17 protein-coding genes are annotated in these 24,236 nt (G+C 41.4%); 4 read left to right on the forward strand and 13 right to left on the reverse strand.

Going from position 1 to position 24,236, the window contains the following annotated elements:
- Window positions 1-69: 69 nt before the first annotated feature.
- A complete protein-coding gene (locus EQM06_RS11710) occupies window positions 70-6,393 on the reverse strand; it encodes a hypothetical protein (RefSeq protein ID WP_128746541.1) in 6,324 nt (2,107 codons plus the stop codon).
- A gap of 329 nt (window positions 6,394-6,722) precedes the next feature.
- Window positions 6,723-7,784 (reverse strand): S-layer homology domain-containing protein, encoded by a 1,062-nt coding sequence (locus EQM06_RS11715; protein WP_128746542.1) that lies wholly within the window; start codon window positions 7,782-7,784, stop codon window positions 6,723-6,725.
- A 981-nt stretch (window positions 7,785-8,765) separates the two neighbouring features.
- Between EQM06_RS11715 and EQM06_RS11720 the strand changes: the two genes are divergently transcribed.
- Window positions 8,766-9,761, forward strand: a complete 996-nt coding sequence (locus EQM06_RS11720) for a sodium:calcium antiporter (protein ID WP_128746543.1) — start codon at window positions 8,766-8,768, stop codon at window positions 9,759-9,761.
- A gap of 159 nt (window positions 9,762-9,920) precedes the next feature.
- Here EQM06_RS11720 and EQM06_RS11725 read toward each other — a convergent pair whose 3' ends face one another.
- From EQM06_RS11725 to EQM06_RS11745, 5 genes are all read right to left on the reverse strand, one after another.
- A complete protein-coding gene (locus EQM06_RS11725) occupies window positions 9,921-10,397 on the reverse strand; it encodes a gamma-glutamylcyclotransferase family protein (protein WP_128746544.1) in 477 nt (158 codons plus the stop codon).
- Between the two features lie 263 nt (window positions 10,398-10,660).
- A complete protein-coding gene (locus EQM06_RS11730; RefSeq protein WP_164914475.1) occupies window positions 10,661-12,139 on the reverse strand; it encodes an amino acid permease in 1,479 nt (492 codons plus the stop codon).
- Window positions 12,140-12,151: 12 nt separating this feature from the next.
- Complete coding sequence (locus tag EQM06_RS11735; RefSeq protein WP_128746546.1) at window positions 12,152-13,834, reverse strand: M20/M25/M40 family metallo-hydrolase; 1,683 nt, start codon at window positions 13,832-13,834, stop codon at window positions 12,152-12,154.
- A 40-nt stretch (window positions 13,835-13,874) separates the two neighbouring features.
- Window positions 13,875-14,750 carry a dimethylarginine dimethylaminohydrolase family protein gene (locus tag EQM06_RS11740; RefSeq protein ID WP_128746547.1) on the reverse strand — a complete coding sequence of 292 codons (876 nt, stop codon included), beginning with the start codon at window positions 14,748-14,750 and terminating at the stop codon, window positions 13,875-13,877.
- A gap of 256 nt (window positions 14,751-15,006) precedes the next feature.
- Window positions 15,007-16,389 carry a sigma-54 interaction domain-containing protein gene (locus tag EQM06_RS11745; RefSeq protein ID WP_128746548.1) on the reverse strand — a complete coding sequence of 461 codons (1,383 nt, stop codon included), beginning with the start codon at window positions 16,387-16,389 and terminating at the stop codon, window positions 15,007-15,009.
- A 577-nt stretch (window positions 16,390-16,966) separates the two neighbouring features.
- On the opposite strand from EQM06_RS11745, the gene EQM06_RS11750 reads away from it, so the two are divergent.
- A complete protein-coding gene (locus tag EQM06_RS11750) occupies window positions 16,967-17,803 on the forward strand; it encodes a MerR family transcriptional regulator (RefSeq protein ID WP_128746549.1) in 837 nt (278 codons plus the stop codon).
- 53 nt (window positions 17,804-17,856) lie between these two features.
- Here EQM06_RS11750 and EQM06_RS11755 read toward each other — a convergent pair whose 3' ends face one another.
- Genes EQM06_RS11755 through EQM06_RS11770 form a run of 4 tightly spaced genes read right to left on the reverse strand, consistent with a single transcriptional unit; the run spans window position 17,857 to window position 21,296 of the window.
- Window positions 17,857-19,062 (reverse strand): oxidoreductase, encoded by a 1,206-nt coding sequence (locus tag EQM06_RS11755; protein ID WP_164914447.1) that lies wholly within the window; start codon window positions 19,060-19,062, stop codon window positions 17,857-17,859.
- Window position 19,063: 1 nt separating this feature from the next.
- A complete protein-coding gene (locus EQM06_RS11760; protein ID WP_128746551.1) occupies window positions 19,064-20,005 on the reverse strand; it encodes a GGDEF domain-containing response regulator in 942 nt (313 codons plus the stop codon).
- Between the two features lie 50 nt (window positions 20,006-20,055).
- Window positions 20,056-20,514 (reverse strand): threonine/serine exporter family protein, encoded by a 459-nt coding sequence (locus EQM06_RS11765; RefSeq protein WP_128746552.1) that lies wholly within the window; start codon window positions 20,512-20,514, stop codon window positions 20,056-20,058.
- Window positions 20,511-21,296 (reverse strand): threonine/serine exporter family protein, encoded by a 786-nt coding sequence (locus EQM06_RS11770; RefSeq protein ID WP_128746553.1) that lies wholly within the window; start codon window positions 21,294-21,296, stop codon window positions 20,511-20,513. The genes EQM06_RS11765 and EQM06_RS11770 overlap by 4 nt, the downstream gene beginning before the upstream one ends.
- A gap of 280 nt (window positions 21,297-21,576) precedes the next feature.
- On the opposite strand from EQM06_RS11770, the gene EQM06_RS12935 reads away from it, so the two are divergent.
- Both EQM06_RS12935 and EQM06_RS11775 read left to right on the forward strand, forming a co-directional pair.
- Window positions 21,577-21,732: a hypothetical protein gene (locus tag EQM06_RS12935; RefSeq protein ID WP_164914448.1), complete on the forward strand. Its 156-nt coding sequence runs from the start codon at window positions 21,577-21,579 to the stop codon at window positions 21,730-21,732.
- Between the two features lie 117 nt (window positions 21,733-21,849).
- On the forward strand, window positions 21,850-22,557 hold the full coding sequence (locus tag EQM06_RS11775) for a pseudouridine synthase (protein ID WP_128746554.1): 708 nt from the start codon (window positions 21,850-21,852) through the stop codon (window positions 22,555-22,557).
- Window positions 22,558-22,619: 62 nt separating this feature from the next.
- Here the strand turns inward: EQM06_RS11775 and EQM06_RS11780 are convergent, their stop codons facing one another.
- Together EQM06_RS11780 and EQM06_RS11785 are read right to left on the reverse strand one after the other, a co-directional pair.
- Window positions 22,620-23,303 (reverse strand): OmpA/MotB family protein, encoded by a 684-nt coding sequence (locus EQM06_RS11780; protein WP_128746555.1) that lies wholly within the window; start codon window positions 23,301-23,303, stop codon window positions 22,620-22,622.
- Window positions 23,304-23,335: 32 nt separating this feature from the next.
- Window positions 23,336-24,139 (reverse strand): motility protein A, encoded by an 804-nt coding sequence (locus EQM06_RS11785; protein ID WP_128746556.1) that lies wholly within the window; start codon window positions 24,137-24,139, stop codon window positions 23,336-23,338.
- Window positions 24,140-24,236 lie beyond the last annotated feature (97 nt).

A 24,236-nucleotide genomic window follows, 5' to 3' on the forward strand; every position in this document is an offset into this window, starting at 1 on the left:
ATAGAGGTTATGTGCTAAATATCCTTGCAGAAAGTCCCAGAAAAATTTTAGCCGTATGACTACCCAATATTAAAAGGCTCTATGGAGTTTCCAGTAATCCTCCATGGTATCTACGATCACTTTCACTTCATGTTTTTTCGTCGTGCCGCCGCCGTAAGAAGCGGTAAAGGTAAAGGTCAATTCTATAGGCTCTTTTCTTCCCCATTTGCTGATCATGGACTTGTCCCAAAGACTTCCCGTATAAATGGCCTCCCCGGCAGCATTTTTCTTTCCGCTGTCTTTCATACCGATTGAAAAGGACGTTCCGTTTATACTGCACGTTACTTTTGTTGGGCTTCCTGCTGTGTCAGCAGTCAGCATGAACCTCTCCCCTGACCAGAATATGTTGGTTCCCCTGGTCCTCGGTATATTGAGCTTCATATACTCCAGGTACGGTATGCTCCTGTTGATCTCATTTTTGAAGTGATTTATATTGTATTTCTTTCGATTGACATCCCACTGCTCTGTGTGATACACCTCTCCGGTTATTTTTCCTTCGGATACGACGATGAACCGATAGGTTCCCAGTCCTGCTCCTGTTTGATCTCTTACGGTACAGACCACTTCATAGGCACCGGTCTGTGCTTTGTCCGGCAATGCTCCCGTATTCGTCACCGGATAAGTAATAGTCCCTGCCGCTGGGGTACCATCTTCATGCTGCCCATTCACAGCTGTTTGACCCAAGGAATCGATCGGATAGATATTCTTTTTCCGGTGGGTAAAGATCAGCTTCTTATCCTTATAGACCTCTGTGGTAAGGTTTAGAATATCTTTTTCCGCATCGTCAATGCCCACATTAATACTAAAATAATTGTTTTCTGTGACTTTGGCTGGGCTGGTGCTGATTCCTGTGATCCATGGGGCGGACGCTCCGCCTTCCACATAGAACGTAAGATCTGCCGTGTTAGAACCCTTATCATAAGCCGGGTACCCATTTACCACCTTTCCTCTTGAAGTATCATCCACTTCCCAGTGATACACCGTATATTTTCCGTCCACATAGAACCGGTCAATGGGCTTGTCTACTGTTTTCAGCCCCTTAGCTTTTGCTATGCTCAAGGCTTCGTCTATGTTGACCGCTCCCGGTGTCACATTCTGCCCGCAGATCGACGTGATATGGCCATCTTCATCATAAAGAATGGCGGCCTCCGGATGTGCTCCGTCGTTATACGGAGTATGCGCATAGAGCCAGTATCCGGATCTGCTGGGGTCTTCTTCATAGTCCGAATAGTAGATCTTGTACGTTACCAGCTGCCCTTTCCTATATACAAGAGGGGCATCCTCTTCCTTCTTCTCCGGTTCTGACTGCTCCATTTCCGCTCTTCCGGTACCCTTGCTCCTATCCTGCCAATTCATCAAGCTCAGAGAACTGTTCCATCTATTTTCATAGATCATGCCTTTTGCATTCAGCTTTGGATATACGGCGCACAAGGTGAAATCGGACAGGAGCAAATGCGTCAGGCTGCCGCTTCCCTTTGTGGATAAGGATATTTTGCCGGATACCTCCTTTGCATATCCGGTCTGGCATTGGGTCAAGCTTGCTGCTCCACCGCTAAAGCCTATTTTATAGAACCTGTTATCCTTTTCATTTTTAATGGTATATTTAATACAAGGGCTTTTATCCCCAAAAGAGATCGCACTGCTCGTTGTGATCCCCAGTGTACCGACAGGGACTTCTATCGCATAAAAGTCCTCTATGATCGTATCTGTCCTGTTATATGGATATCCGTCATAATGCTGCTCACTGTAGGAGATCCCGTATTTTTCGCCGGGATTCAGTATCCTGGCATCTCTGCCGGAATAAAGGATCATCATTTTATCGGCAGGAGCGGTAATATTTCCGGAAAACTTTATAGTATATTTGCCTTTGCTCGAAATACGCCCGGTATAGGTGGCATATAAATTCTTTCCGTCTCCGGATATGGTATAATAGCCATTATCCCCCGGCCAATTACTCCACGTGAGCTGCCCGGTGCTCTGTAATTGATATAAATTCAGTGCCGGGTAAGATGCGGACTGTACTTCGGAATAAGCGACGGTCTTAGGTGCGGTGAATCTGTTTGTTACCGTCTGGAGCTTTCCGTCCGAAAGGCCGGCTACCGTCTGCTTGGTAAAAGTATTGTCCTGCTCCGATAAATATCCGATCTCGATCGCCTTTATGACATCGTGCACTTCTTCCCGGTCGCCTTCACTGGATATGGTATGTTTTCCTGCTTTCAGCAAAATGAAAAAGGTCGTTTTCTCCTGTCCGTAATCCGGATCATGATCTCCCTGAATACCAACTAACTTGCCATCTACCTTGAGCATCCGCTCTCTGCCGTAATAGCCATAGCAGTCATTGGCCATATCGAGCTGGATATATCCATTCCTTTCCATGGTAAAGGAGAGGACCGGGCCCGCTGAATTGCCATTTTTAGAACTGGGACCACCGCCATAACCTGCTTCCCCGTATTTGCTCCCATTGAACCATATCCCTGTATCAAAATGTACAAAGCCCTTGGTAATATAGTCATTCGCTCCATTGGTCAGATCTGCCCGGTAGATCACTTCCTTGTAGACAGGCTTGCCGTTCATAGCCTGGGGATTTCTTTCTACACTGAAAGCATCTATAGCACTTCCGGAAGCAGTCTGCTCCTGATAGCTATATTCATACTCCGTGTTTCCTTCCAGAAGAAAGTTCCTGCTGACCTCTGCCAGATTGGCGTTTCCATCTCCTGCCAGACTTAACTTGTAGCTCGCCTGCTTTCCAAGCTCCTTGATCTTATCTGCAAGAGCCGTTATCTTTTCTCCGATTCCCATATCCAGCTTCATGACTCCCTGCTCTTCTGCATACCGATCTACCTTTTCAGCCGCTTTACCAGTCCTGTTTATGATGAAGTTCTCTGCATCGCCGGTAAATCCGGATTGCCGGATCAGTCCGTTATAGGTGGCTTGATCCGAGGTGATCGGAAGGGAATATTGCTGGATATAATACATGGGATAGGTACTAAAATTGTTTCCATAGTACAGGCTGACTAATCGTCCGTCATGGGTCTCTATTCTGCCGGAGAGTTCATCCAGTCCAACATAATTTAGTCCTCCGTATTCCACCTCCCACTTCCCGGCACTTAAATCATATATCCACGACCTTCCATAGTTTTCTGCACCAAATACATAGATCTTATTAGTCTCTTCATCCAAGTACCCCATATTGGCTATTTTGGCAGCTCCGGTCTTTCCGGAACTTGAACTGGCTATAAGGGGCGCCGCTAAACTGTTTTCTGCATCCGCTTTATATAAGGTCAGATCATTGTAATATTTAGAGGTCCCCATATGGCTGGATGAAATACCAAAGTACCTACCCGCGCCATCCGGATCCTTGATGAGGAATGCTTCCCATCCCCTATCATCCCCCACCGAGTTATATGAATGGACCTGTGTCTGCGTTCTGCTATTTAAGACCCAAGCTTCGCCCCCTTCGGGTCCATCGTAATCTTCATAAAGCTTTCGGGCAACCAGCACCCTCCCTTCGGTATCCCAGTCCATGGGGCGCATCCAAGACATCCCTTCTGCATTGATCGGATCCCTATAGTCTATATCCGGCAGGTTTGTCTGATTGGTCTTTTCAGAAGTCAGGTCAAATTTTCCGATATAGTATTTGGCGTCGGCTATCTTACCGATAAATCCAAGCTTGCCCCCTTCTATCCTTGGGCAATAGATCTCACCGCTCAGAATGACCGATACGCTGCCCGTTTTAAAGTCCAGCCGCTGTATCCCCTTGGGATCTGCACTGTACAGCCGTTTCCCATCCCTGCTCAAAAAGAGCTTCGCACTGCTGCTGAATGTGAAGCCATCCAGCCGTTTTAACAGGGCGCCCGTCTTGCTGTCGAATATCAGGGTAAAGTTCTCCGGCTTTTGATCTGCACTGTCGCTTCCGGAGCAATAGATCAGATATTTTTCTTTATCATCCACAAAGAGCTTATGGTCATACTTGTTCTCCAGTAAATAGCTCCAAGCCGTGGTTCCATCTTCCCTCAATGCCCTAATTTGAGAATTTGGATCGATCACATAGACATATTTGCTGTCGGATATCCGAGTGCCTCCGGAGGAAGAAGCATCATTGATGCTGACAGAGCTTTTTAATGCCATACTTTCTACCGGCTCCCTTACCGAAATGAACGATACCCTTCCGTCGAAACCCTTTTCTATTAAGGCCGCAGAAAGCTCGTTGCTGCTGGCTAACAGACTGTCATAGTCCCCGGCCTTGACCAGGATAGCCAGATTGGCTTTCAGCATTTCAAGAGGCTCGATGCTGACCACAGGGGCAATATTAATGACTTCTGTTCCTGCTGTAGTCTCCGCTTCCAGATAGTCTGACGGCGAAATATATTCCTCTAAGGTCGGTTCATTCCACACATCCTTCACATGGAGCTTTACGGTCGTTTTTCCGACCCCATCTTTATTCCAGCCGATGGTCTGATTGGTTCCGAAGGCCAGAGCTTCATAACCGTCAACAGATTCTGCATGTACAAAATCCCCTATTTTTTTATTATTTAAAGGATCCTGATTGACAATGCTCCAAGTACGCTCCAGCTGATCGCCGTCGCTGCTGCTTCCGTCCGCCGCTTCCAGCTTGGCGGTATTGGCGCCCTCTGCCCGAAGGAACGCCGTCTGCATAGTAATAACCGGTACCGGCGGCTTATCCGGAACCACTTCGAACTCTTTATACGCTTCATCCGAATCCCCTTTGCTGTCCGTTACTTTAATCTTATAGCTAAATCTTTGTGAATTATCACCCGTTAAGTCATAGCGAGGATACTTGGTTAGAAATTCTACAGTTAAAGTAGTCCAGTATTTATCCTGTACTTCACTTTTTACAGTTCTTGTTTTGATACAGGCTCCGTTTTCCTGTGGAGCCGCCTTGGTCAAACTGATTACTTCATTGCTCTTCAAATCCTTGATGGTAATGTCGTAATCCACAATTGGCTTGTCCGGATAGGTGGCAATGTTAAAGGTCAGGATCTGCTTTCGATTCTGTTTTTGGAATCCGCCCAAATGATCCTCTACATAAGGAGTCTTTCGGACTTCAATGTTTTTTGTGTCGGTCAGTTTCTCCCCTGTGGGTTTTATGGTGACCTCTAAGTTCACCGGGTACGTCCCCCTTTTAGGATAGGTCACGATGGCATCATATCCATCCTTTTTTACACTGCCGCCCTCTGTACGGAACCGATTGGAAGCGATCTTCTCTTCGTATGCCCGCTTCGCTGAATAGCGGACTCCATCCACGGTAAATTCAGACCAGTCCTCCGCATCCGCCGGATGCCCCTCATAGGTATACTTGTCCAGCTCCAATATTGCCTGCCCTTTGATCTCCCTTCCGTCGGTAATGGTAATGGTCTTTTGAGCCGTGTCCTTCTGTCCATCCGAGGCGGTTATGGTGATGCGGTAGGTGATGCTGCATACTTCCTCTGATTTTTCGGTGGTGCTCCCTCCGGTGTTCTTTCCTTTCTCTCCGGTTCCTTCCCACGTGGTGACCGGCTGCCAGTCCCCGCCGTCGATTCGCTTCTCTAGGACAGCATTCTCCAGAGATAATATGTCTTCTACATAAGAATTGTCAGCTACCCCATAGCTTTCCCCAGTCTTAGCAGTCACCGGAAGATTCAGGTCCGCATCAATGGCTCCCACTTCCACCAGTTCTTTTACATCATACTGGATGATGACCGGGGTGAAATACATATATGCATGAACTTTGGGGTCGACACCATTTCTGCCGGCATTCAGCTTTTTATATAGATCCGGGAAGTTCTTCTTTACATCCCCTTCCGGATCGCTGGAGTTCGGGCCTGCCATCAGGCGGAAGACCTGATCAATTCTGCCATCATTTAACTTTTTGGTCAAATCATATTGATCCGTGCTATTCATGGCGGCATTGTATGAAAAGCTGACATTTTTTCCACTTGAAGAGCAATTTGTTACATTGATTGACCTGGATGCATAATCAGCATAATTGTCTTTATAGTAATCCTCATTTCCTACGTTGCTACTGTAATGCTCTTTATTATCCCAATCAAACCTAGAAGCACTATATGCATATGCCTTTACATTGGAAACCGCCTGAGAAAAGGTTATACTGGGACTAATATTGTACATATTCTCTCCCGGCCCGATGTCATCATCCCAGAGGATATTTTCATTTTTATCTTCCGTTCCCCATACCTGCTGGACACCAATATCCAGATGATACTTTGTCACCGTCTTTTCTATGGACAGTGCATGAATCTGATTTGGTGCAATAAAAAACCCTGATAAAATCAGGGCCAGTATCAAAAGTATGGATATACTTTTTCGTATTATTTTATTTTGTATAATTAACATGAAATCCTCCTTATGCGTTGAATTTTGTTAAAGTTTCTGCTATATTATTCCTGTGGATTACCGTTTGGTGGTTGGTCACTTCCTTGAAAAGGGGGTGATGCTTTTATGATTACTTACGAAGCTATCACAGCGTTTAGTACGTTAGGTATGTTTGTAGTCGGAGTCATTACTTTATATCGACTCAAAAAATAGCAACAGCCACCTAAATTAGCAATTTAGATGGCTCAGTTCGAATTCGGACTAACCACCAGTGCAAAGGCGGTAATCCTTTTCTTTATTATATCCACATTTCAGTAAAAAATGCAAGGGTTTTCTGTTTATTTTATCTTCTATTTACCTTGATACAGCGGATTTGGCATAATTCCGATCACATGGTCTACATTCTGATATCGTGGAAATACAAAATATTCAATCGTTGTTATATCTGATTCATGAATTCCATCACTGGTAAACTCCACAAGTTCTCCGTCTTTCATAAAATACAGATTGCCCCACCCTAAGTCTAATGGATATTTGCCATTGATTCTAAGTCCTTTTGTCCCATTATTGACCTTTTCCTCTATTTTATATCCGGACATATCTGTTACAAATTCATAACTGGTAGCCTCGGCAAAAGGTCCAGGTTCATACCACTCTTCATAATTACCGTCTGAGTCCGTACCACTATATTTACTTACGCCAAACGTCTTATAGTTCTTTATAACAGAAGCAATATCTGTTCCAGATGTGCTGCTGCTTTCTTCTTTCTTTTCTTCCGGCAGCACTCTCTTACTTTCATCGATCAGCCTGTAAATAACGGTGGCACTTTCGGCTCTTGTCAGCGTATTTTCCGGTCTAAAGGTGCTGTCCTCATATCCGGTTATAATGCCTGCTGCATAGGCTTTAATGATGTCATAATCGTATTTTGTGGCTGCATTCACATCTTTAAGACTGTTCTCCAGTTCATCGTAGTTCCCGATCTTCGTATCACCTAAGATAGAGGAAATAATGAGAGCCATATCACTTCTTGGAATCCGTCTGTCCAGTTGATCTGCTTTAATGTCGGTACTCCCAAAGTACTTTAGTTCCAGAGCTTTGTCGTAATATCCTTTCGCCCAGTTCCCTTCGGTGCTGTTTCCGATATCTTCTCCGGTAGCTGCGATCAGTGCCATCTTTATAAATTCACCATAGGTAACAGTATTGGCCGGCTTGAAGCTGCCATCCTGATAGCCCTTTACGATACCTTTTTCGCTCATGGTGCTTACTGCTCCGTATGCCCAGTTCGTACTTTTGAGATCGGAGTAATTCACGTTTCCCGCCGATGGCGTATTTCCGTCTGCGGCATAAGCTGCGGATGCAGCTCCAATCAGCAAGTAGCCTGCTAACATTACACTTAATAATTTCTTCTTCATTCGATTTCCTCATTATTTCTATATTTTCCCTCACTAGGTCAGGGGAAGGCTTGACGAATAGTTTAATCTAATCTATACTGTTGGTATAAGGATTATCGCTTTTGGTATGGCGGCTAATCACAATATCGTTTGTAACAAGACCGTCTAAACCGAAAAGGATTAGGCGGTTTTGCTTTTTCTTGTGTTTAAGTATGGCAATGCACACGGTTACACAAATGGAGACAACTCCAATTATTACTAAAGAGAACTGAAACAGTCCGCTATATGTAACAAATTCCATAGCATCACCTACTTTCTTCCGAGCCCATACCCTTTTGTCTGTAGGTGACCAAACCGCCAAACGGCAACCCTTATACTTATATATTACCATAAGCCTATCTGAATTTCAATAATTTTACATTATTTCCATCCATTTTTTCATTTAATCTTATATCAGATTTCCTTCCTCTCAAAATTTAAAGATTTCCTCTACCCTTGCATTGAGTACTGCATCACTAGACTTCTCTAACTATTAAACCCATATACATAAATATCATCATGCCAAATGCAATACAAAAGCAAGGATCAGACTACAATCGTTTTCTATTTATTTTATTTATTCCCTGATTTATCTATATTTAAAGCCCTCTGCTTATTATTTAATTATCAAAGTTCATCTGACATTTTATTACATATATGTATTATATATCTTAATTTTCTGTTTGTAAATATTTTACATTTATTTTTTTATTATTTTTTCTCAAGTTGACAATCTTCCCAATAAGGTATATCATGTTTAAAGTTAATATGATGATGCACGAATTTTAGAAAGCTGCGCTAAATCACGTTACAGATGTTAAAAGGGAGTAATTAATATACAAAGTCAACATCCTGGCAGATTTGTCTGTCTGGCTTTGTAGCCGATTTTGGTAATGAGACTTTTAACATAACTCTTGACCGAGTTGTGTTAAAAGTCTTTTTTGTTTTTTAGGAGGAATTGCTATGATACTAAATATAATATTGCTTATTCTAAGTTTATCCCTGATCTTACTTGCCTGTTTTGTTTTTACGAATGCCATTGAATGGTTCGGCAAAAAATTGAATCTGGGAGAAGGCGTTGTGGGCAGTGTCCTAGCCGCGATTGGTACGGCTCTACCGGAGACAGTTATTCCCATTATTGCAATTATTTTTTATAAGGGAGATGGGGCGAATGCAATCGGTGTAGGCGCCATTGCAGGTGCTCCTTTTATGCTGGGTACTTTAGCCTTTTTTGTCGTAGGTACAGCTGTCTGTATTTACTCTCTTCTGGGGAAGAGAAGCCTGCAGATAAATGCTGACATAAATATTATCTCCAGGGATTTAAAATATTTTATAATAATCTATGGCATTGCCGTATTAACCAGTTTTATATCTGCCCACACCATTGTAAAAAATACAATCGCCATATTGCTATTGGCTTCCTACTTCATTTATCTAAAAAATACATTTTGTGAGGACAGCAAAAAAATGGAGGAGTTAGATGATTTATATATTGCCAAAATACTTCGGGTAAAAACAAATTTCTTCTGGATAATATTGCAGCTGGCTATAGCTTTAGCCGCTATCATCTGGGGGGCTCATCTATTTGTAGGATATGTAGAAAGTCTGTCAACAGTCCTCGGTATTACCCCTCTGATTTTATCCATGATCGTTACGCCAATCGCTACAGAGCTTCCGGAAAAACTGAACTCTGTTATCTGGACGGGCAGAAAGAAAGATACGCTGGCACTGGGTAATATAACCGGTGCCATGATATTTCAAAGTTGTTTTCCAGTAGTATTTGGTATGATATTTACCCCATGGCATCTAACGGGAGTCACTCTGCTTTCTGCGGTATTAGCTTTGATTTCCGCGATATTTCACTTTACCTGGATGAAATGGCAAAAAACTATTCAGGCTTACATTCTCATGCTCAGCGGGTTATTATATCTGATTTTCATTTTATACATATTTGTATAAACATCTCTTCACCATACCAAAAAACTAATGAATTTAAAACTCATTAGTTTTTTGCGAAAACCAAAGGCCTGAAACCACATCTACGATATGTTTTCAGGCCTTATACAGAAATTTTTAGTTTATTGATTTACTTTTACAGATACAGAGCTTGTCCTCCATTTATCGCTGATAAATTTTCTTCATAGCCAATTCTCTGTAAATGTCCTGAACAGCATCAAAAATTCCATCTTTTATAATGCCATGGCTTTCATAGCCCTGTTGGAGCATTTCTATGTAATAGGGGCTGGGCTTCACAGGAAAATTGCAATACCTATCCGACATCACATAGGTCATCGCTTCTATTTCTTCCTCTTCAAATCGGACTGGAATCTGCTTTTTTACATAAAGCTTAGGGAATCCTTCATAAAAGTCCAGAGCCTTTTCACAGATTGCTGTAATCTTCCAAAGGACGACCGGAATACTTGCTCCTTCATTTTTTTCGATATTTGCCAGTCCTCTTCGGGATCCTCTAAAGGTCAGCTTATAATTTTCTATCACCCCGACGCCAAAAATTTTTGCACCAGGGCATCTTCGAGCCATCTGTTTTAAGCTCATGTTACTTCCGTAAGCGGCGTAAAGTTTATAGCTTTTTTTCATAAAATCCCATCCTTTCTATTTTCCTTAACTTAGCAAATGTGATTTTTATTGGCTCTCCTCTTCTATAATTTATCAGGATATTTTGATAAATTAATAAAGATTTACTTTATAAAAGAATACCCTTTTTATGTAAAAAAGTAACGTTTTTTTATTCGTCAAAATACGCCTTATTCCGACAAAAGGCTTGCCAATCCGTATAACACTTTTTGGCAAGCCTTTTTTAAGTACCCTAAATATATGAATATTTCGAACGATATTACAGGTTACAGATCTTCCTTCACTATATCATTTCTGGATAGATCCATTTCTTCAAGCGGAACAATATGAGTCTTTTTGACAATTTTTCTTATGATATATAATGCCACCATAATCGGCAGGCCTATATAGGCTACAAGGATTCCATACCAGTCTACTCCCGAAGCGGAAAATGCATAATATCCCTGCCCTATAATAACAGTTCCGGACACGATAAGTGAAAAAACGGTTCCAAAAGGATATAATTTTGCTTTGTATTTCAGCACAGACAAATCCTTTCCCTGTTTTACAAAACCCCTTCTAAATCTTAAGTGACATATGCAAACACCAAACCAGGTCAAGAATCCGGTAAGGCCAGTTGCATTGTATAACCATGTGTACACCACACTGTCACCGGCAAAGGAAGTCAGGAAGCACAGACAGGCTATAATCAAAGTGCCGACCACAGCGTAAATCGGTACACCTTTTCGGCTGGTGTGGGCAAATATTTTAGGTGCATGATCTGAAATAGCCATGGAATACAGCAGACGGCTGGCCGAATATAAGGTAGAGTTTCCACAGGAAAGAATCGATGTTAAAATGACTGCGTTCATTAAAGAAGCTGCCATAGCGATACCGCTTTTTTCAAAAATAATTGTAAAAGGGCTGACCGCTACATTATCTACATCTGCACTTAACAGATTCGGGTCTGTGTAGGAAATCAATGTCGCTACTACAAAGATCGCGCCTATGTAAAAGATCAATATTCTCCAGAAAACACTGTTAATTGCTTTTGGAACATTTTTTTCCGGATTGACACATTCCCCTGCTGCAATAGCTGTGGCTTCAACTCCAACAAAGGAAAACCCTGCCACCATCAGGATGCTGAATATGCCAAAAGGTCCTCCGACAAACGGTGCTTCTCCATCAGTCCAATTAGAAAATCCTGGGCTGTCGTTTGAAAAAACGCCAAATATCATCAACACACCAACCACTAAGAAGATAATAATAGTCACTACTTTTATACCGGCAAACCAGAATTCGGATTCGCCGAATATGCTGACAGAAAACAGATTGAGGCACAACAGCAGTACTATAAAGATAGAGCTCCACATGGCAGAAGCACTGTCAGGGAACCAGAATTTCATAACAATAGCGGAGGCGACCAGTTCGGTAGCGATAGTCATCGTACTGCAATACCAGTAATTCCACCCCATTGCGAACCCAAATGCCGGATCCACGTATTTTTTCGAATATAATTCGAAAGCACCTGCAACCGGTAAATAGGTTGCCATTTCTCCCAAAGCCGTCATCATAAAATATACGGAGATTCCGATAATGGCATATGCGATCATCGTTCCGCCGGGCCCGGCAGTGCTGATGGAAGAACCGGTAGCGACGAACAGTCCCGTACCGATAGCTCCTCCTATTGCGATCATATTCATTTGTCTCGGTTTTAATTTACGTTCAAGCTTGCTGTCTTCAGGTATTTCTCTTTTACTATCCATCATCTTTCCTCCTTACGATATTTGGGGCTTATTGAGCAGTAAATCCACTGCTTTATTGATTATTTTCGGGGTTCGGTCATACAGATCCTCTTTGTACACTCTTTCTGTAAGCTTATGAAAATCCTTTCCCCAAGGTCCAATATTTATACAAGGCATAGAAATTTCTTCAATATCGCCAATCGGTATGGAATAAAAGTCTCCAAACAATGGCATATACGCATTTAATGCCTTCACGGTCTCCTCCCCTTTCGTTATACTGGTATAACTGAGATCGGATATCCCCGTATAAAAATCCTCTGTCTCATATATCTGCCCAAACTCTTTTTCCGTATATCTGCAGAGCCGGTCAGATAAGTGAAAGATTTCTTCATCTAAGTCTTTGTAATGCCTGTTCGCTACATTCGGGTAGTATGGAGGCACCAGCCCATATACGATTCTCGGAGATATATCATCAATATATTGATAAACAAATTCAACCAGTTCAAAGTTACACTCTATGATGCTGCATTGACCGGTATTAAATTTGGCTTCTACAGCCTGAACAAGCTTTTTATAATCCTCTCTGAACTTTTTTCCATAATTTTTACAAGCCTCTTCATACAGCTCCGCAAAAGCCACTACATTTACTTCCCATGGAAGCGTGTCGGATTCTAACCTTTTTATCTTTGCGAACCTCTTATATCTGCCCTGCATTTCTTCCAGAATGGTTTCATAAGAGGTGCGGCAGATGTCTTTTACTCGATCCATGATTTCCTGCGGAGTCCGATTCAGCGTTAATATGCTGAAACAGCCGGACACAGATAACGGCATGGATACATCATACTGTTTTTTATTGTCCTTCAAATACAGCCACGTAGGCGGCGGAGCCATCTCGCTGCCTACGATATCACTGAAATCCAAGTTAAGCTCTGTATTCCTCACGATCTCACTCATTAAGTTCAGCGAATTGAAACCTTCAAAGACCTTTCCTATGTGGGATAAATATCCTCGCACATAGATAAACGGCATGACCTTTCCAACAGAACCTTCTGAAAAAACTCCCTTCTGCGGATTCTTTCTTTGATGCGGTTCCGAATTAATCATAAGCTTATAATTGAAATGGTATGTACGCTTTAGTTCTTTCAGCAAGCTGACCGCAGCTCTCATTCCCGCCGAAAGATTTTCTTCGTCCGGAACGGCAATAAGAATAACATTGCCATTAAAATCCTTGATTTCGCTGTATCTCTCCAGAAGGGCAAGCTGTATGGAGCCTCCGCCCTTCATGTCGCAGACACCTCTTCCGAATAAATAGCTTCCCTCCAACAAGTCTTCCTGGGCTTCCTCCGGCAAGGCCGCCTTAATTTTCAGCAGCTCCTCTTCTAACGCTTTAGGGGAGAAAGCGTAAGGCTTAAGAAGTTTATAATCCTCTACCTCCACCACGTCATTGTGATGAATAAATACGACCGTATCCTCCCCATTTCCTTTTACCATTGCATAAGAAACAGCCCTGTTAAATGGATCTTCCGCAATTTTATAAGTTCCGTAATATTCCGGATGATCTTTAAAGTATGTTATTTTTGAAAAGTGATTCATTAAAAAGACTTCTGCATCCTTTTCGCCATTACTGAACGTAAAGCTTTGTGCCTTAATATATTGAAGAAGGATCTCGTTAATCCTCTGACCGATTCCTTCCAGTATCTGATTTTTATTATCCATAAACAGCCACTGCCTTTCTAACTTGTAAATTTCTATTATTTTATTTTCTAAACAGCGGAGCAGTTAAACAAGTAGGACCGCCTGTACCTCTATAGGAAAGTTCCTTTCCTTCGTATGTTAAAACTTCTACCCCCAGATTCTCCAGCTTCTTCTGAACCTTTGGGCACCCTTTGATGAATACGACTTTGCCCGGTTTTAAAGCTAATAGATTGGTTCCCAGATAATCATATTCATCATCATCGGCCTCAATCAGGGTGATTCCTTTGTCTATCAAATATTCTCTAAAGAAAACCGGCATATATTTTGAATAAACAACAGCCTTATCGTAATCCACAAAACTGATAATGCTCATTAAATGCAGGCAGGCATCTACTCCGTCTCCATGAGGCATCGGTATAATGATGTATTCTTCAACCACATCCTTGGTCAATTCTTTAAACTGTCTGATACCTTCATCATTTGTTCTGTAGCCTCTTCCTATAGCAACAGTCTTCTCATCAATCCATAGAACATCTCCGCCTTCCATTTTCCCCGGAGCTTTAATTTCTCCCAGTGTCGGTATCCCTATAGATTCCAGGTATTCTCTTGTTGCCAAATATTCCTTGCCTCTCAAAACCTTGCCCATAGGGAAATAAATGGCTCCTTTTTTTGTTATTTTCAAAGGATCATGTGCATAAATTGAATCTAATCCCGTTCTTGAATCGTAAGGAAGGGTGTAGACTTCTTTCACATTATCTCTTATAATCTTTTCAAAAACCTCATATTCCTTTAGAACTGTCTCATAGTCCGGGCAGCCAAAGTATTTAAATTCTTCCCATGTTTTATCCAGATTCTCTTGACTGATAAAAGCTTCCTGCGGCCGTTTAATTAAAATTGCTTCAATTTCTCCTACCATTGACTGACAACCATATTTCATATTCTTTATCCTCCTTGACTCTTGTCATAATTTATCTTTAAATAGAGCAAATATTGTGCCAATTCTATATTTTTTTATGTAATTGCATAAATATGCTTGCTGAAATGCCTGTTTTTAAAGGGTTTCAAAAGATTTCCTTATTCTACCGGGTACCCCTTATTTTCTTCTTGTGGTCAAAAAGTAATAAAAGAGTAAAAAATTTTGCGCTTATTTCGCAAAATTTTTTACTCTTTTTAATTTTCTGAATTATTTCCTCTTAAAATACCAGTCCATATTTTTTCATCTTATATTTCAATACCTGCCTGCTGACACCTAACTTATCTGCCGCTTCTGTCACATTAGAACTTTCTCGAAGGATTTTCTCAATAATTCTGCTTTCATAGCTGTCAACAATAGAAACCAAGGTTCCTCCTCCTTCCAGTTCGTTTTCCCAATCGGGCCGTTCCGCACCGTGCACCTCTTCTTTTCTGTTATAGATAAAGTGCTCCGGCAGGCTCGTCATGGTGATATCCTTCCCTTTGGCCATATTAAAAGCATATTCTATAACATTTCTTAGCTCTCTCACATTGCCCGGCCAATCGTACTCCATCAGAAGTTTTTCCGCCAGTTCACTGCATCCTTGAACCTTTCGTTCCCCCTTTCTGTTGTAATAGCTGATAAAATGTTTGATCAGCAAAGGGATGTCTTCCTTCCGGTCTTTTAAAAGGGGCAGATCGATCTGAAATACACCCAATCTATAGTAGAGGTCTTTCCGAATCTTTCCTTTCTCCAGAGCTTCATTTACGCCTTCGTTTACCGCAGAAATAATTCTTACATCAATTTTTCGTTCTTTTTCCGAGCCTAACCTTCGAATTTTCTGTTCTTCCACGGCCTTCAAGATTTTTCCTTGAAGTTCAATATTCATAGAATTCAATTCATCCAGAAACAGAGTTCCTTTATCCGCCAACTCAAGCAGGCCCTTTCTGTCCTCGGCTCCGGTATAACTTCCTTTCACTGTTCCAAATAAAGTACTTTCCAATAAGCTCGCCGGTATGGCGGAACAATTCTGCGATACAAAGGCCCGATTCTTCCTGCTGCTATGGCTGTGTATCGCCTGTGCCGCAAGCTCCTTTCCGGTTCCCGTTTCTCCTACCAACATTACCGAAGAGTTGCTTTCTGCTGCACGCAAAATTTTTTCCCTCAGGTCTATCATCTTTTGGCTCTTGCCTATTAAATCCTCCACCGTATACAATTCACTGGTCTGATTCATTTTGCTGTTCTTAAATCTTTTGCTGTAAGGAAGGCCGGACTCCGAGAGAATAACCGTACCCTCAATAGCCCCAACGATTTTTCCGTCTACTTCGATGGGATACGTATTGCTTACAAAAGTGCGTTTCATTCCATTACAGTCCGTCACAGTCTGGATTTCGTCTGTAATGGCCTTGCCGGTATTCATAGCCCGGAAGTGGGTACTGGTCTCCTGAGTTAATTCGGGATACACCTCTAAAAGATACTTTCCCGTATATCCTTCATTTTTAATAGAGTTCTCTTTTTCATCAAAAGTAGCGGAATACTCAATAACTCCATCTGTATTTGTAATTAATACGGAGTCCATCGTATTATATATATACATCATTTTCTCCAAGTATTTTGTCATCATGTCACATACCTCTTTTGTCCCACATCATAGATGAAAACTAACATTTAATTAAATATTCTAAATATTACCTATTATACTATACCCTTTTCGGGAAAGATGTAATATATTTAATAAAATTTAAAATGAATTCCATTCTTTTCTCTTATGAGGGCGAAGTTGAACACGATATACGACGAATAACCTTAATCCTAAGGGTAACGTTTTATCTTCTACAAATTCTGCAATTTTTAAAAGTAATTTAACAAATACCGACAAATTTACACTATTCTTTTGCTTTTTATTTTACCCAAACTTCTATTAGCTCTATAAATTTTACCAAAAATTTTTTTAAAATAAATCTTGACCTTAGATAGTAGGGAATACTTTATACTATAGTCAATGATACAAATTAACCAAAAAACTTCGTTCACTTTAAAAGCATGCTGTGTAATCAGTCATACCGGTCTGATCATAGCGTGCTTTTACTTTTTTGAAAATATAAGGAACAAGAGTAGTCAAATATGCTATAATACCTTTTGATAAGATGAACACTATGATTGAAACAGCGTTACCGTAGGGAATCATTTGAGGATTTATTATGAAAAACAAGACAAAATACTATTCTGTGGGACAGGTCAGCAAAATTTGTAATGTATCTGCAAATACATTGAGATTCTATGATAAAATCGGCCTCATCCATCCGAATAAGATCGGGGAGAACAATTATAGATTTTACAGCAAGGAAACGCTGACTTATATCCCTGTTATTAAATATTATAAGCAGATGGGTTTTTCTCTTGAAGAGATTAAAGAAATCGTAGATGAAAACTCCTTCGTTCTGCACGAAAAATTATTTAAGGAAAAATCCGACAAATTAAAGGAAATGAAAGATAGCATCTATAAAAAATATGCTGCTATTGAAGGTTGGCTGCAGCTCATTACGGAAGCAGAAATGATCCGAAAAAATGACGTACGTCAAGTATCCCTCAAGTATGTACAACCTTCCACATTCTGTTGTATGGAACAGCACTTCAACTACAACTATAAAGAGGCGATCATCAACATTGATTTTACCAACTATATCGAGTCTATAGGAAATGAAGCAGCCGGCGTCCTTATGTTAAATTTTCCGTCCATTGATAAGAAATTGAATAAAGAAGAAAGCAGTGTTACCGTCATGCAGCAGCTAGTCCTGGCTACAACAGGCAAAACACAAACAAAAATATTCGGCGGTCAGGTCTTTGCTTCCTGCTACCATCTGGGTCCACACGAAACCATAGAAAACACCTATCTGAAAATTCTCCAATGGGCTTCTGAAAACCAGTACACCTGCGCTGCTGAATCTTATGAACGTTTTCTGATAGACTATTGGACAACAAAAAATCCGGACTTCTTCGTTACCGAGATATTGGTACAAGTAGAAAAGCTTCTATAACCCCAGTCTGCTCTACATGCAGCCGGAGCTAGGTTAGCTAGCCGTCATTTGTGTTATTTATTATAAATGACGCATTCCACCGGTTTTTGCTGGGCAAGCAGTCCGCCGCAGCCGTCACAGCACAAGCACCAATTTATATCCTTCTCAACCCCCTCCAGATATTTCTTTGGCAAAAACGGATCTGCAAAAGATTGTCTCCCTAAAGCAATCATATCAAAACTGCCTTTTTCTATGCAGTAATTTCCCCAATGCAACAAACCGTTTTTCTCGGCACTGATTTGGTGATTTTCGTTAAATCTGCCTTCTGCAAGCAGGGAGAGTCCGCCGCATATTACTGTAGTTTCCGGTCTAAGCCCTCTTTTCAAATTTTGTGCCATGGCCATGTGCCTGTAAACATTTTCACTGGTATTTTTATTTGGACACATCAATTGCCAATCTGCCGTTTCCGCATTTCCCAGCGTTTCTATAAAAAAGCTGGCTCCTCTTTCCTCCAAGCCTCTGCACAGGGCAAAAGTCTCTTCCAGATTCAGTTGCTTGCTGTCTGCTCCTGCATGACCCTGTCCTCCAGCCATTCCCTCATATAAAGATACTTTTGCCCCAATCAGAAATTTAGAAGTATTGACAGCCTTTGATACCTTTTCGCACATATCAAAAGCGAAACGGCTGCGATTTTCCCAGGAACCGCCGTATTTCCATATTCGATCATTATACGGTCTTAAAATCTGTGTGCCCAAATATCCGTGACAAAATTTCAGATCTACACCGTCACAGCCTATCTCATAAAGAAATTTTGCCGCTTCTGCAAACTTCTCTATTGTCTTGTCCACATATGCTGAATCCAGCAGCTCTCCGCCCCAATCCTTTCTCGGTTTTACACAGACTCTCTTAGAAAAAGCCGTATCCGACAGCTCTCCGGAATGATTCAGCTGAACGATAAAAATAGGATCTGGATACTTTGCTTTCATTTCTTTAACAAAGCTCTCCCACATCTTCCTATTATGAAGATCCTCTACATCCAAAAGTAATTGATGCTCTCTGGCTCTGCTCTCGTATTGCAGCGTCACGGATTCCATCACAACGACACCTGCTCCTCCGCGAAACAGGTCTTCATACCGCCTCAACGTATCCTTTGTAAATCCGCCCTTTAAGTCTCCGTTTCCACACTCCATAGGCTGAATACAGAACCTGTTCTTAGCCTCCAGCCCGCCTATTTTAAGCGTTCTGCTTAAGGGCATGCTTAAATTATTACCCTGCTTCATTTTATTCTTCCTTCTGACTGTGGATTGCAATGCCATTTTTCCCATTTACTTTTACATGATGCAAGGCTTTTTCTGCGTAATAATAAAGAGAATTAAAATATTCACCTGTTTCCAGCGTCATTGCAATTCCGGCCGATACTGTAATCCCATAGAATTTATTTTTTTCAAGCAGATTTTCTGCCTCCTTAAAAATCTCCTTAACCATGATTCGTGCCTCTTCTTTTGTGCTCACCTTGGGCAAATAGACTAAGAATTCGTCTGCTGAAGATCTTGCAGCGATCTCCGGTTCTTTAATCGTATTCAGTATGGCACGTCCGACGGTTTTTAAACAGACATTGCCCTGTTCATATCCCAAGGCATCATTGATCAGCCGGAAGTTGTCGATATTCAGCACCACCAGCGCCCCGGCTAAGGAAAATTGGCTGATTGCCGCATTGACCTTCTCCTCTATATACATCCTGCTCCATAGTTCCGTAATGGGATCCATGCTGTTTGCAAACGTTTTAATAATTTTAGCGGTAAGCTTCTCCAATTCTTCCGTTTTATACCGAACCTGTCTCTCCAGATTCTTCCTTAAGTCCTCTAACTCCAGAATCATTTTAATCCGCTGCAGAATGACAGGTTCATTGAAAGGTTTTGTAATAAAGTCTCTTGCACCTAAATTTAAACAGGTTCTTTCCACTTCATGATCGGATAATCCTGTTAAAAATATAATCGGCGTTTTGGCTAGTCTCGGATCCTTTTTTAAAATTTTAATTGTATCAATTCCACTAAGCTCCGGCATATCTATATCCAGTAAAATTAAATCTACCGGATTATTTTTAGCAAATTTAATGCCCTCTATTCCATTCAGCCTCGTATTCACTTCATAGTCCTTCTCCAACGCCTTTTGGACCACCATTAAATTAAATTGACTGTCATCTACAACTAAAATGCTTTTCATTAGCCATTCCTCCAAATTTGAAGATGATATTAAAACATACCATATCTTTTCTACATCTTTTCTATGATTCTTTTAACTGTTCCGGTCAGCCTGTAATGCACCTTAAAAAAAGACCCTACTACCAGCAGTCCCACGGAAATGCTTCCGGCCATCAACAGGGTCTGTGTTCCCGTGGTAGCTGCTTTTTCAAGCTGTCCGTTTATGAGATATAAGGTCGTATAATACATACCTGCTCCGGGAACCAGAGGAATGATTCCCGGAATAGTAAATACCGTAGCTGTTTCTTTATAAACCCTTGAAAATATCCCGGCCAGCAGACCGACCATGCAGGCTGCCAGGAAACATCCCAGCAGCGGTCCTCCGTATTCATTGCGGCAATAAGCAAAAACGACCCACCCGATTCCACCGACCAAAGCAGATATAAAAATATTCTTCTTGGGGACATGGAATAAGATGGCAAATCCCACCGTCGATACGATGCCAAAGATCAGCTGTAAAAAATATATCATAAAATATTCCCTCCGAACAGCACCCACAATCTCATAACTACTCCGGCACCTGTGGCCAATGAAATAGCTATAAAAAATGCTTCCGCAGTTCTTGCCAGTCCCGATAGCATATCGCTTGCGAGAAAATCCCGGATTGCATTGGTAATGGCCACCCCCGGAACAAAGAGCATGAGAGCCCCAATTGTAATCGGCCCCGAGCTGTCTCCTAAGCCCGCTGCGGTGCAGAGAAGAGCCAAAAAAGCGGCAAAAGCGGTACAGCAAAACCCTTTTATGAAGTAATTGGTTTCAAACTGTTCAAATCCCACCGACAACAAATAGCTGGCAGCTCCTATTGCGAACGCACAGACAAAATCCTGTAGAGTCCCCTGGAACATCAGGCAAAAAAATGCACAAGCCAAAGCGGCTCCTAAAGCTCTTATCCAAAGATTGTACGGCTTGCTTTTAGCGATTTCTTTCAGTCTTTTCATCCCGTCCTCAATGGATAAGTCCGTATTGACAAAGTCTCTTGAAAATTGATTGATCTGCGATATTTTACCTAAATCCGTTCCCGTTCCATTTATCCTTTTGAGAAAAGTAAACATCTCACTGTTTTCTCCGCCTTCATCTAACGACAAAAAAATCCCCGTAGGCGTCACAAAGACTTCCACATATGGAATCCCGCACGCTTTACATATCCTAGATATCGTATCTTCTACCCGGTATATTTCCGCTCCGCTTTTCATCATAATCTCGCCGGCTCTTAAAGCCATTATGATAATCTTCTTCTGAACCTGCTTCATCATTTTATAAAGGCCTCCAGTGGAAAATTAGTATGGAATGGAATCATTATACCATGCAAGCTGCGTCGACGCATGATTCAATGATTCCTTCTTTACGGCGAAGCCGTATTTTTTTAATGAATGGAATCATTATACCATAATTTTATGAGTATTTTTTACTTAAACTTAAAATTTAATATATCAAAATACATTGACTTTTTGTCTGTATTGCTTTATTATGATAATGTATTAATAAATTATCGCAATGCATCAGTGCGCATACTGTAGTCAGGAGGAGAAACCCATGACACCCACGATTGAGAAGAAACCTATTAAGGAAGTGAAATCGAAAGATTTAACCAAAGAAGAATGGAGCTCCTACATTTTATATGTCATCAATGGCTGCATCCAAACAAGCATTGAAAATCAAAAACCGACTTTTATCGGTTCTTATCATTAGCACGTATCTATTATATAGTTTACCCATTTCTTAAAGTCCAGTTTGCTTTCGGTCAACTGGACTTTTACATTTTTTTTTGATATACTACCTCCATACTATTAAAGGAGAAATATACAGATGAGACTGAACAAATATATTGCACAGGCCGGTATTACCAGCAGACGCAAGGCGGACGAGCTTACCGCCCACGGAAATGTCAAAATAAACGGATTAGTGGTCAAAGAACTTGGGTATGATGTGAAAGACGGAGATGTAGTTGAGATCAACGGCCGCAGAATAGATCAAGTAGAGCAAAAACCTGTCTATATCATGCTGAATAAGCCGCTGGGCTATATCACCTCTTCCAGCGATGAAAAGGGACGTCTTACCGTTCAGGCTCTGGTCTCCGATATAGATGCCCGGCTTTTTGCGGTGGGCCGCCTTGATTATAATACCTCCGGCATGCTGCTCATGACCAATGACGGAGATCTGGCTTACAAGCTCACGCATCCGAAACATCATATCTACAAGACTTACCGCGCAAGAGTCTCCGGTGTACTTTCTCCGGAGAAAATAGCCAAACTCAGAAACGGTGTCAATATCGGAGGTTTTGTTACCTCAAAAGCCAATGTCAGAGTAATCAAACAGGCTGAACGTTCAGCCATCGTTGAAATTCAGATTTACGAGGGAAAAAACCGTCAGGTTCGAAAAATGTTCGCGGCGGTGGGCAACAAGGTGCAGGAGCTTGAAAGAGTTGCTATCGGCGAACTATATTTAGGGCGTTTGATGGTAGGACATTATCGTAAGCTTACACCAAAAGAAATTGAATACTTAAAAAATTGCTAGATATGAAAAAGTCCCTTTATTAGAATTAGAAAAATAAGTCTAATAAAAGGGACCTTTTGTTTTTATTGCTTTGTAATATAAATCTCTACCCGCCTGTTCTTGGCTCTTCCTTCCTCCGTATTATTGTTGGCCGCCGGGGCGTAGTGAGAATAGCCTTCAATAGAAAATTTATCCGGAGTCATTCCATTTTCGGTTAAATATTGAACCACCGTAAGCGCTCTGTTCGAGGATAATTCCCAAGAAAACTGTTCATCCGTTCCGGGTACAAAAGCCGTATGCCCTTTGATTACAATATGGGATACCTGAGAGTAATATTCCTGTATCAAATCCTTCAACTCCAGTAGAACCTCGCTGTTTCCGTTGATCAGCTGATCGCTGTCAGGGATAAACAATAAGGTATCCTTCAAATCAATCTTCACATAGGATTCCGTTCCGGTCACTTCCACCTGACCGTCTAAATTATTTTTCTTAATATAATCTTTAACCTCTTGAGCCAGCTTTTCCATATCCTGATCCTCCGATTTTGAACCCTTATCCTTTTGCTCAAATAGTTCGGAAGCCCTGGGATTGTTCAGGGCATGACCCATATTCTCTGCTACTGCTCTAAACTTGGCTTCATTAATCGTACTCATAGAATACATGATGATAAAAAGTGCCAGCAGCAAGGTAATCATATCAGAATATGTCAGCAGCCATCTGTCCCTGTTATCTTTTTCTTCCTCTTCATATATCGATCTCTTCTTCATAATGCACTTCCATCTAATTTCATGCTCTGCCGCTAATTTTCTATATTATCAATGTATTTGGAGCTGCCGTCTGGGAAAGCGTTATAATAAAGGGATAATTCATTTTTGACACTTCTGCTGAAAGCCCCGTTGGCAATCATACAAACGCCGTCCATAATCATTTCCTTTAAAATCCGCTGGCGTTTTAAATAAACCTTGATCTTATTTGCCATGGGAAAATAAATCAGGTTCGCAAAGGATACGCCATACAGGGTAGCCACAAAAGCGACAGCAATAGAAGATGTTAATTCTTCCGGACTGCTGAAATTTGACAACACTTGTATCAGGCCTAAAACTGTTCCGATGATTCCAAGGGTCGGTGAAAAGCCCCCTGCCGACTCAAAAACATTGATCTCTACCTGTTTTTGCATCACATAAGCCCGAATATCCGCATCTAAGATATATCGAATCTCATCCACCGTTTTTCGTTCCAATATCAGAATCAATCCCTCTTTGAACAGCAAATACTGTTCCCCACTGAGGGCAGGATCTGTCAGACAATTTTCAATCGTATTGATTCCATCCCGCCTGCTTGCATCCGATAAATCCGCAATGGTCTGTATGATTTCATCCGGATCTCCGCTGGCTTTTGGATTAAAGGTCTTTCTTAAGGTCTTAAAGGCCTGTGCAATATCCTGAAATGAAAAGGATGCCACCACAGCTCCGATCGTTCCCCCCAGTACGATAATAAGAGGGCTTAAAAGCATAAGGGAAAGCAGCTTGCCTCCTTCCAGCATAAAACCCATCAGCAGCGAAGCAAGGGCAAAAACCACACCAATAATTAAAGAAACATCCATATGTAAACTCCTTGTGAAAATAATGCCAAGGCACAAGTCCTCTGCTAAATATTCTATTGGATTATCGAAAAAAGTCAAGTCCTTTAAAAATAAGCAA

The sequence above is a fragment of the Aminipila luticellarii genome (genome assembly GCF_004103735.1).
Taxonomy (GTDB): domain Bacteria; phylum Bacillota; class Clostridia; order Peptostreptococcales; family Anaerovoracaceae; genus Aminipila; species Aminipila luticellarii.

What these genes read in the sequence shown, in the direction of transcription:
- EQM06_RS11735 (WP_128746546.1), bottom strand. Translation starts at nt 13,834, where the DNA reads ATGGATAATAAAAATCAGATACTGGAAGGAATCGGTCAGAGGATTAAC.
- EQM06_RS11740 (WP_128746547.1), bottom strand. Translation starts at nt 14,750, where the DNA reads ATGAAATATGGTTGTCAGTCAATGGTAGGAGAAATTGAAGCAATTTTA.
- EQM06_RS11770 (WP_128746553.1), bottom strand. Translation starts at nt 21,296, where the DNA reads ATGATGAAGCAGGTTCAGAAGAAGATTATCATAATGGCTTTAAGAGCC.
- EQM06_RS11730 (WP_164914475.1), bottom strand. Translation starts at nt 12,139, where the DNA reads ATGGATAGTAAAAGAGAAATACCTGAAGACAGCAAGCTTGAACGTAAA.
- EQM06_RS11715 (WP_128746542.1), bottom strand. Translation starts at nt 7,784, where the DNA reads ATGAAGAAGAAATTATTAAGTGTAATGTTAGCAGGCTACTTGCTGATT.
- EQM06_RS11725 (WP_128746544.1), bottom strand. Translation starts at nt 10,397, where the DNA reads ATGAAAAAAAGCTATAAACTTTACGCCGCTTACGGAAGTAACATGAGC.
- EQM06_RS12935 (WP_164914448.1), top strand. Translation starts at nt 21,577, where the DNA reads ATGACACCCACGATTGAGAAGAAACCTATTAAGGAAGTGAAATCGAAA.
- EQM06_RS11755 (WP_164914447.1), bottom strand. Translation starts at nt 19,062, where the DNA reads ATGAAGCAGGGTAATAATTTAAGCATGCCCTTAAGCAGAACGCTTAAA.
- EQM06_RS11765 (WP_128746552.1), bottom strand. Translation starts at nt 20,514, where the DNA reads ATGATATATTTTTTACAGCTGATCTTTGGCATCGTATCGACGGTGGGA.
- EQM06_RS11720 (WP_128746543.1), top strand. Translation starts at nt 8,766, where the DNA reads ATGATACTAAATATAATATTGCTTATTCTAAGTTTATCCCTGATCTTA.
- EQM06_RS11760 (WP_128746551.1), bottom strand. Translation starts at nt 20,005, where the DNA reads ATGAAAAGCATTTTAGTTGTAGATGACAGTCAATTTAATTTAATGGTG.
- EQM06_RS11745 (WP_128746548.1), bottom strand. Translation starts at nt 16,389, where the DNA reads ATGATGACAAAATACTTGGAGAAAATGATGTATATATATAATACGATG.
- EQM06_RS11710 (WP_128746541.1), bottom strand. Translation starts at nt 6,393, where the DNA reads ATGTTAATTATACAAAATAAAATAATACGAAAAAGTATATCCATACTT.
- EQM06_RS11780 (WP_128746555.1), bottom strand. Translation starts at nt 23,303, where the DNA reads ATGAAGAAGAGATCGATATATGAAGAGGAAGAAAAAGATAACAGGGAC.
- EQM06_RS11785 (WP_128746556.1), bottom strand. Translation starts at nt 24,139, where the DNA reads ATGGATGTTTCTTTAATTATTGGTGTGGTTTTTGCCCTTGCTTCGCTG.
- EQM06_RS11750 (WP_128746549.1), top strand. Translation starts at nt 16,967, where the DNA reads ATGAAAAACAAGACAAAATACTATTCTGTGGGACAGGTCAGCAAAATT.
- EQM06_RS11775 (WP_128746554.1), top strand. Translation starts at nt 21,850, where the DNA reads ATGAGACTGAACAAATATATTGCACAGGCCGGTATTACCAGCAGACGC.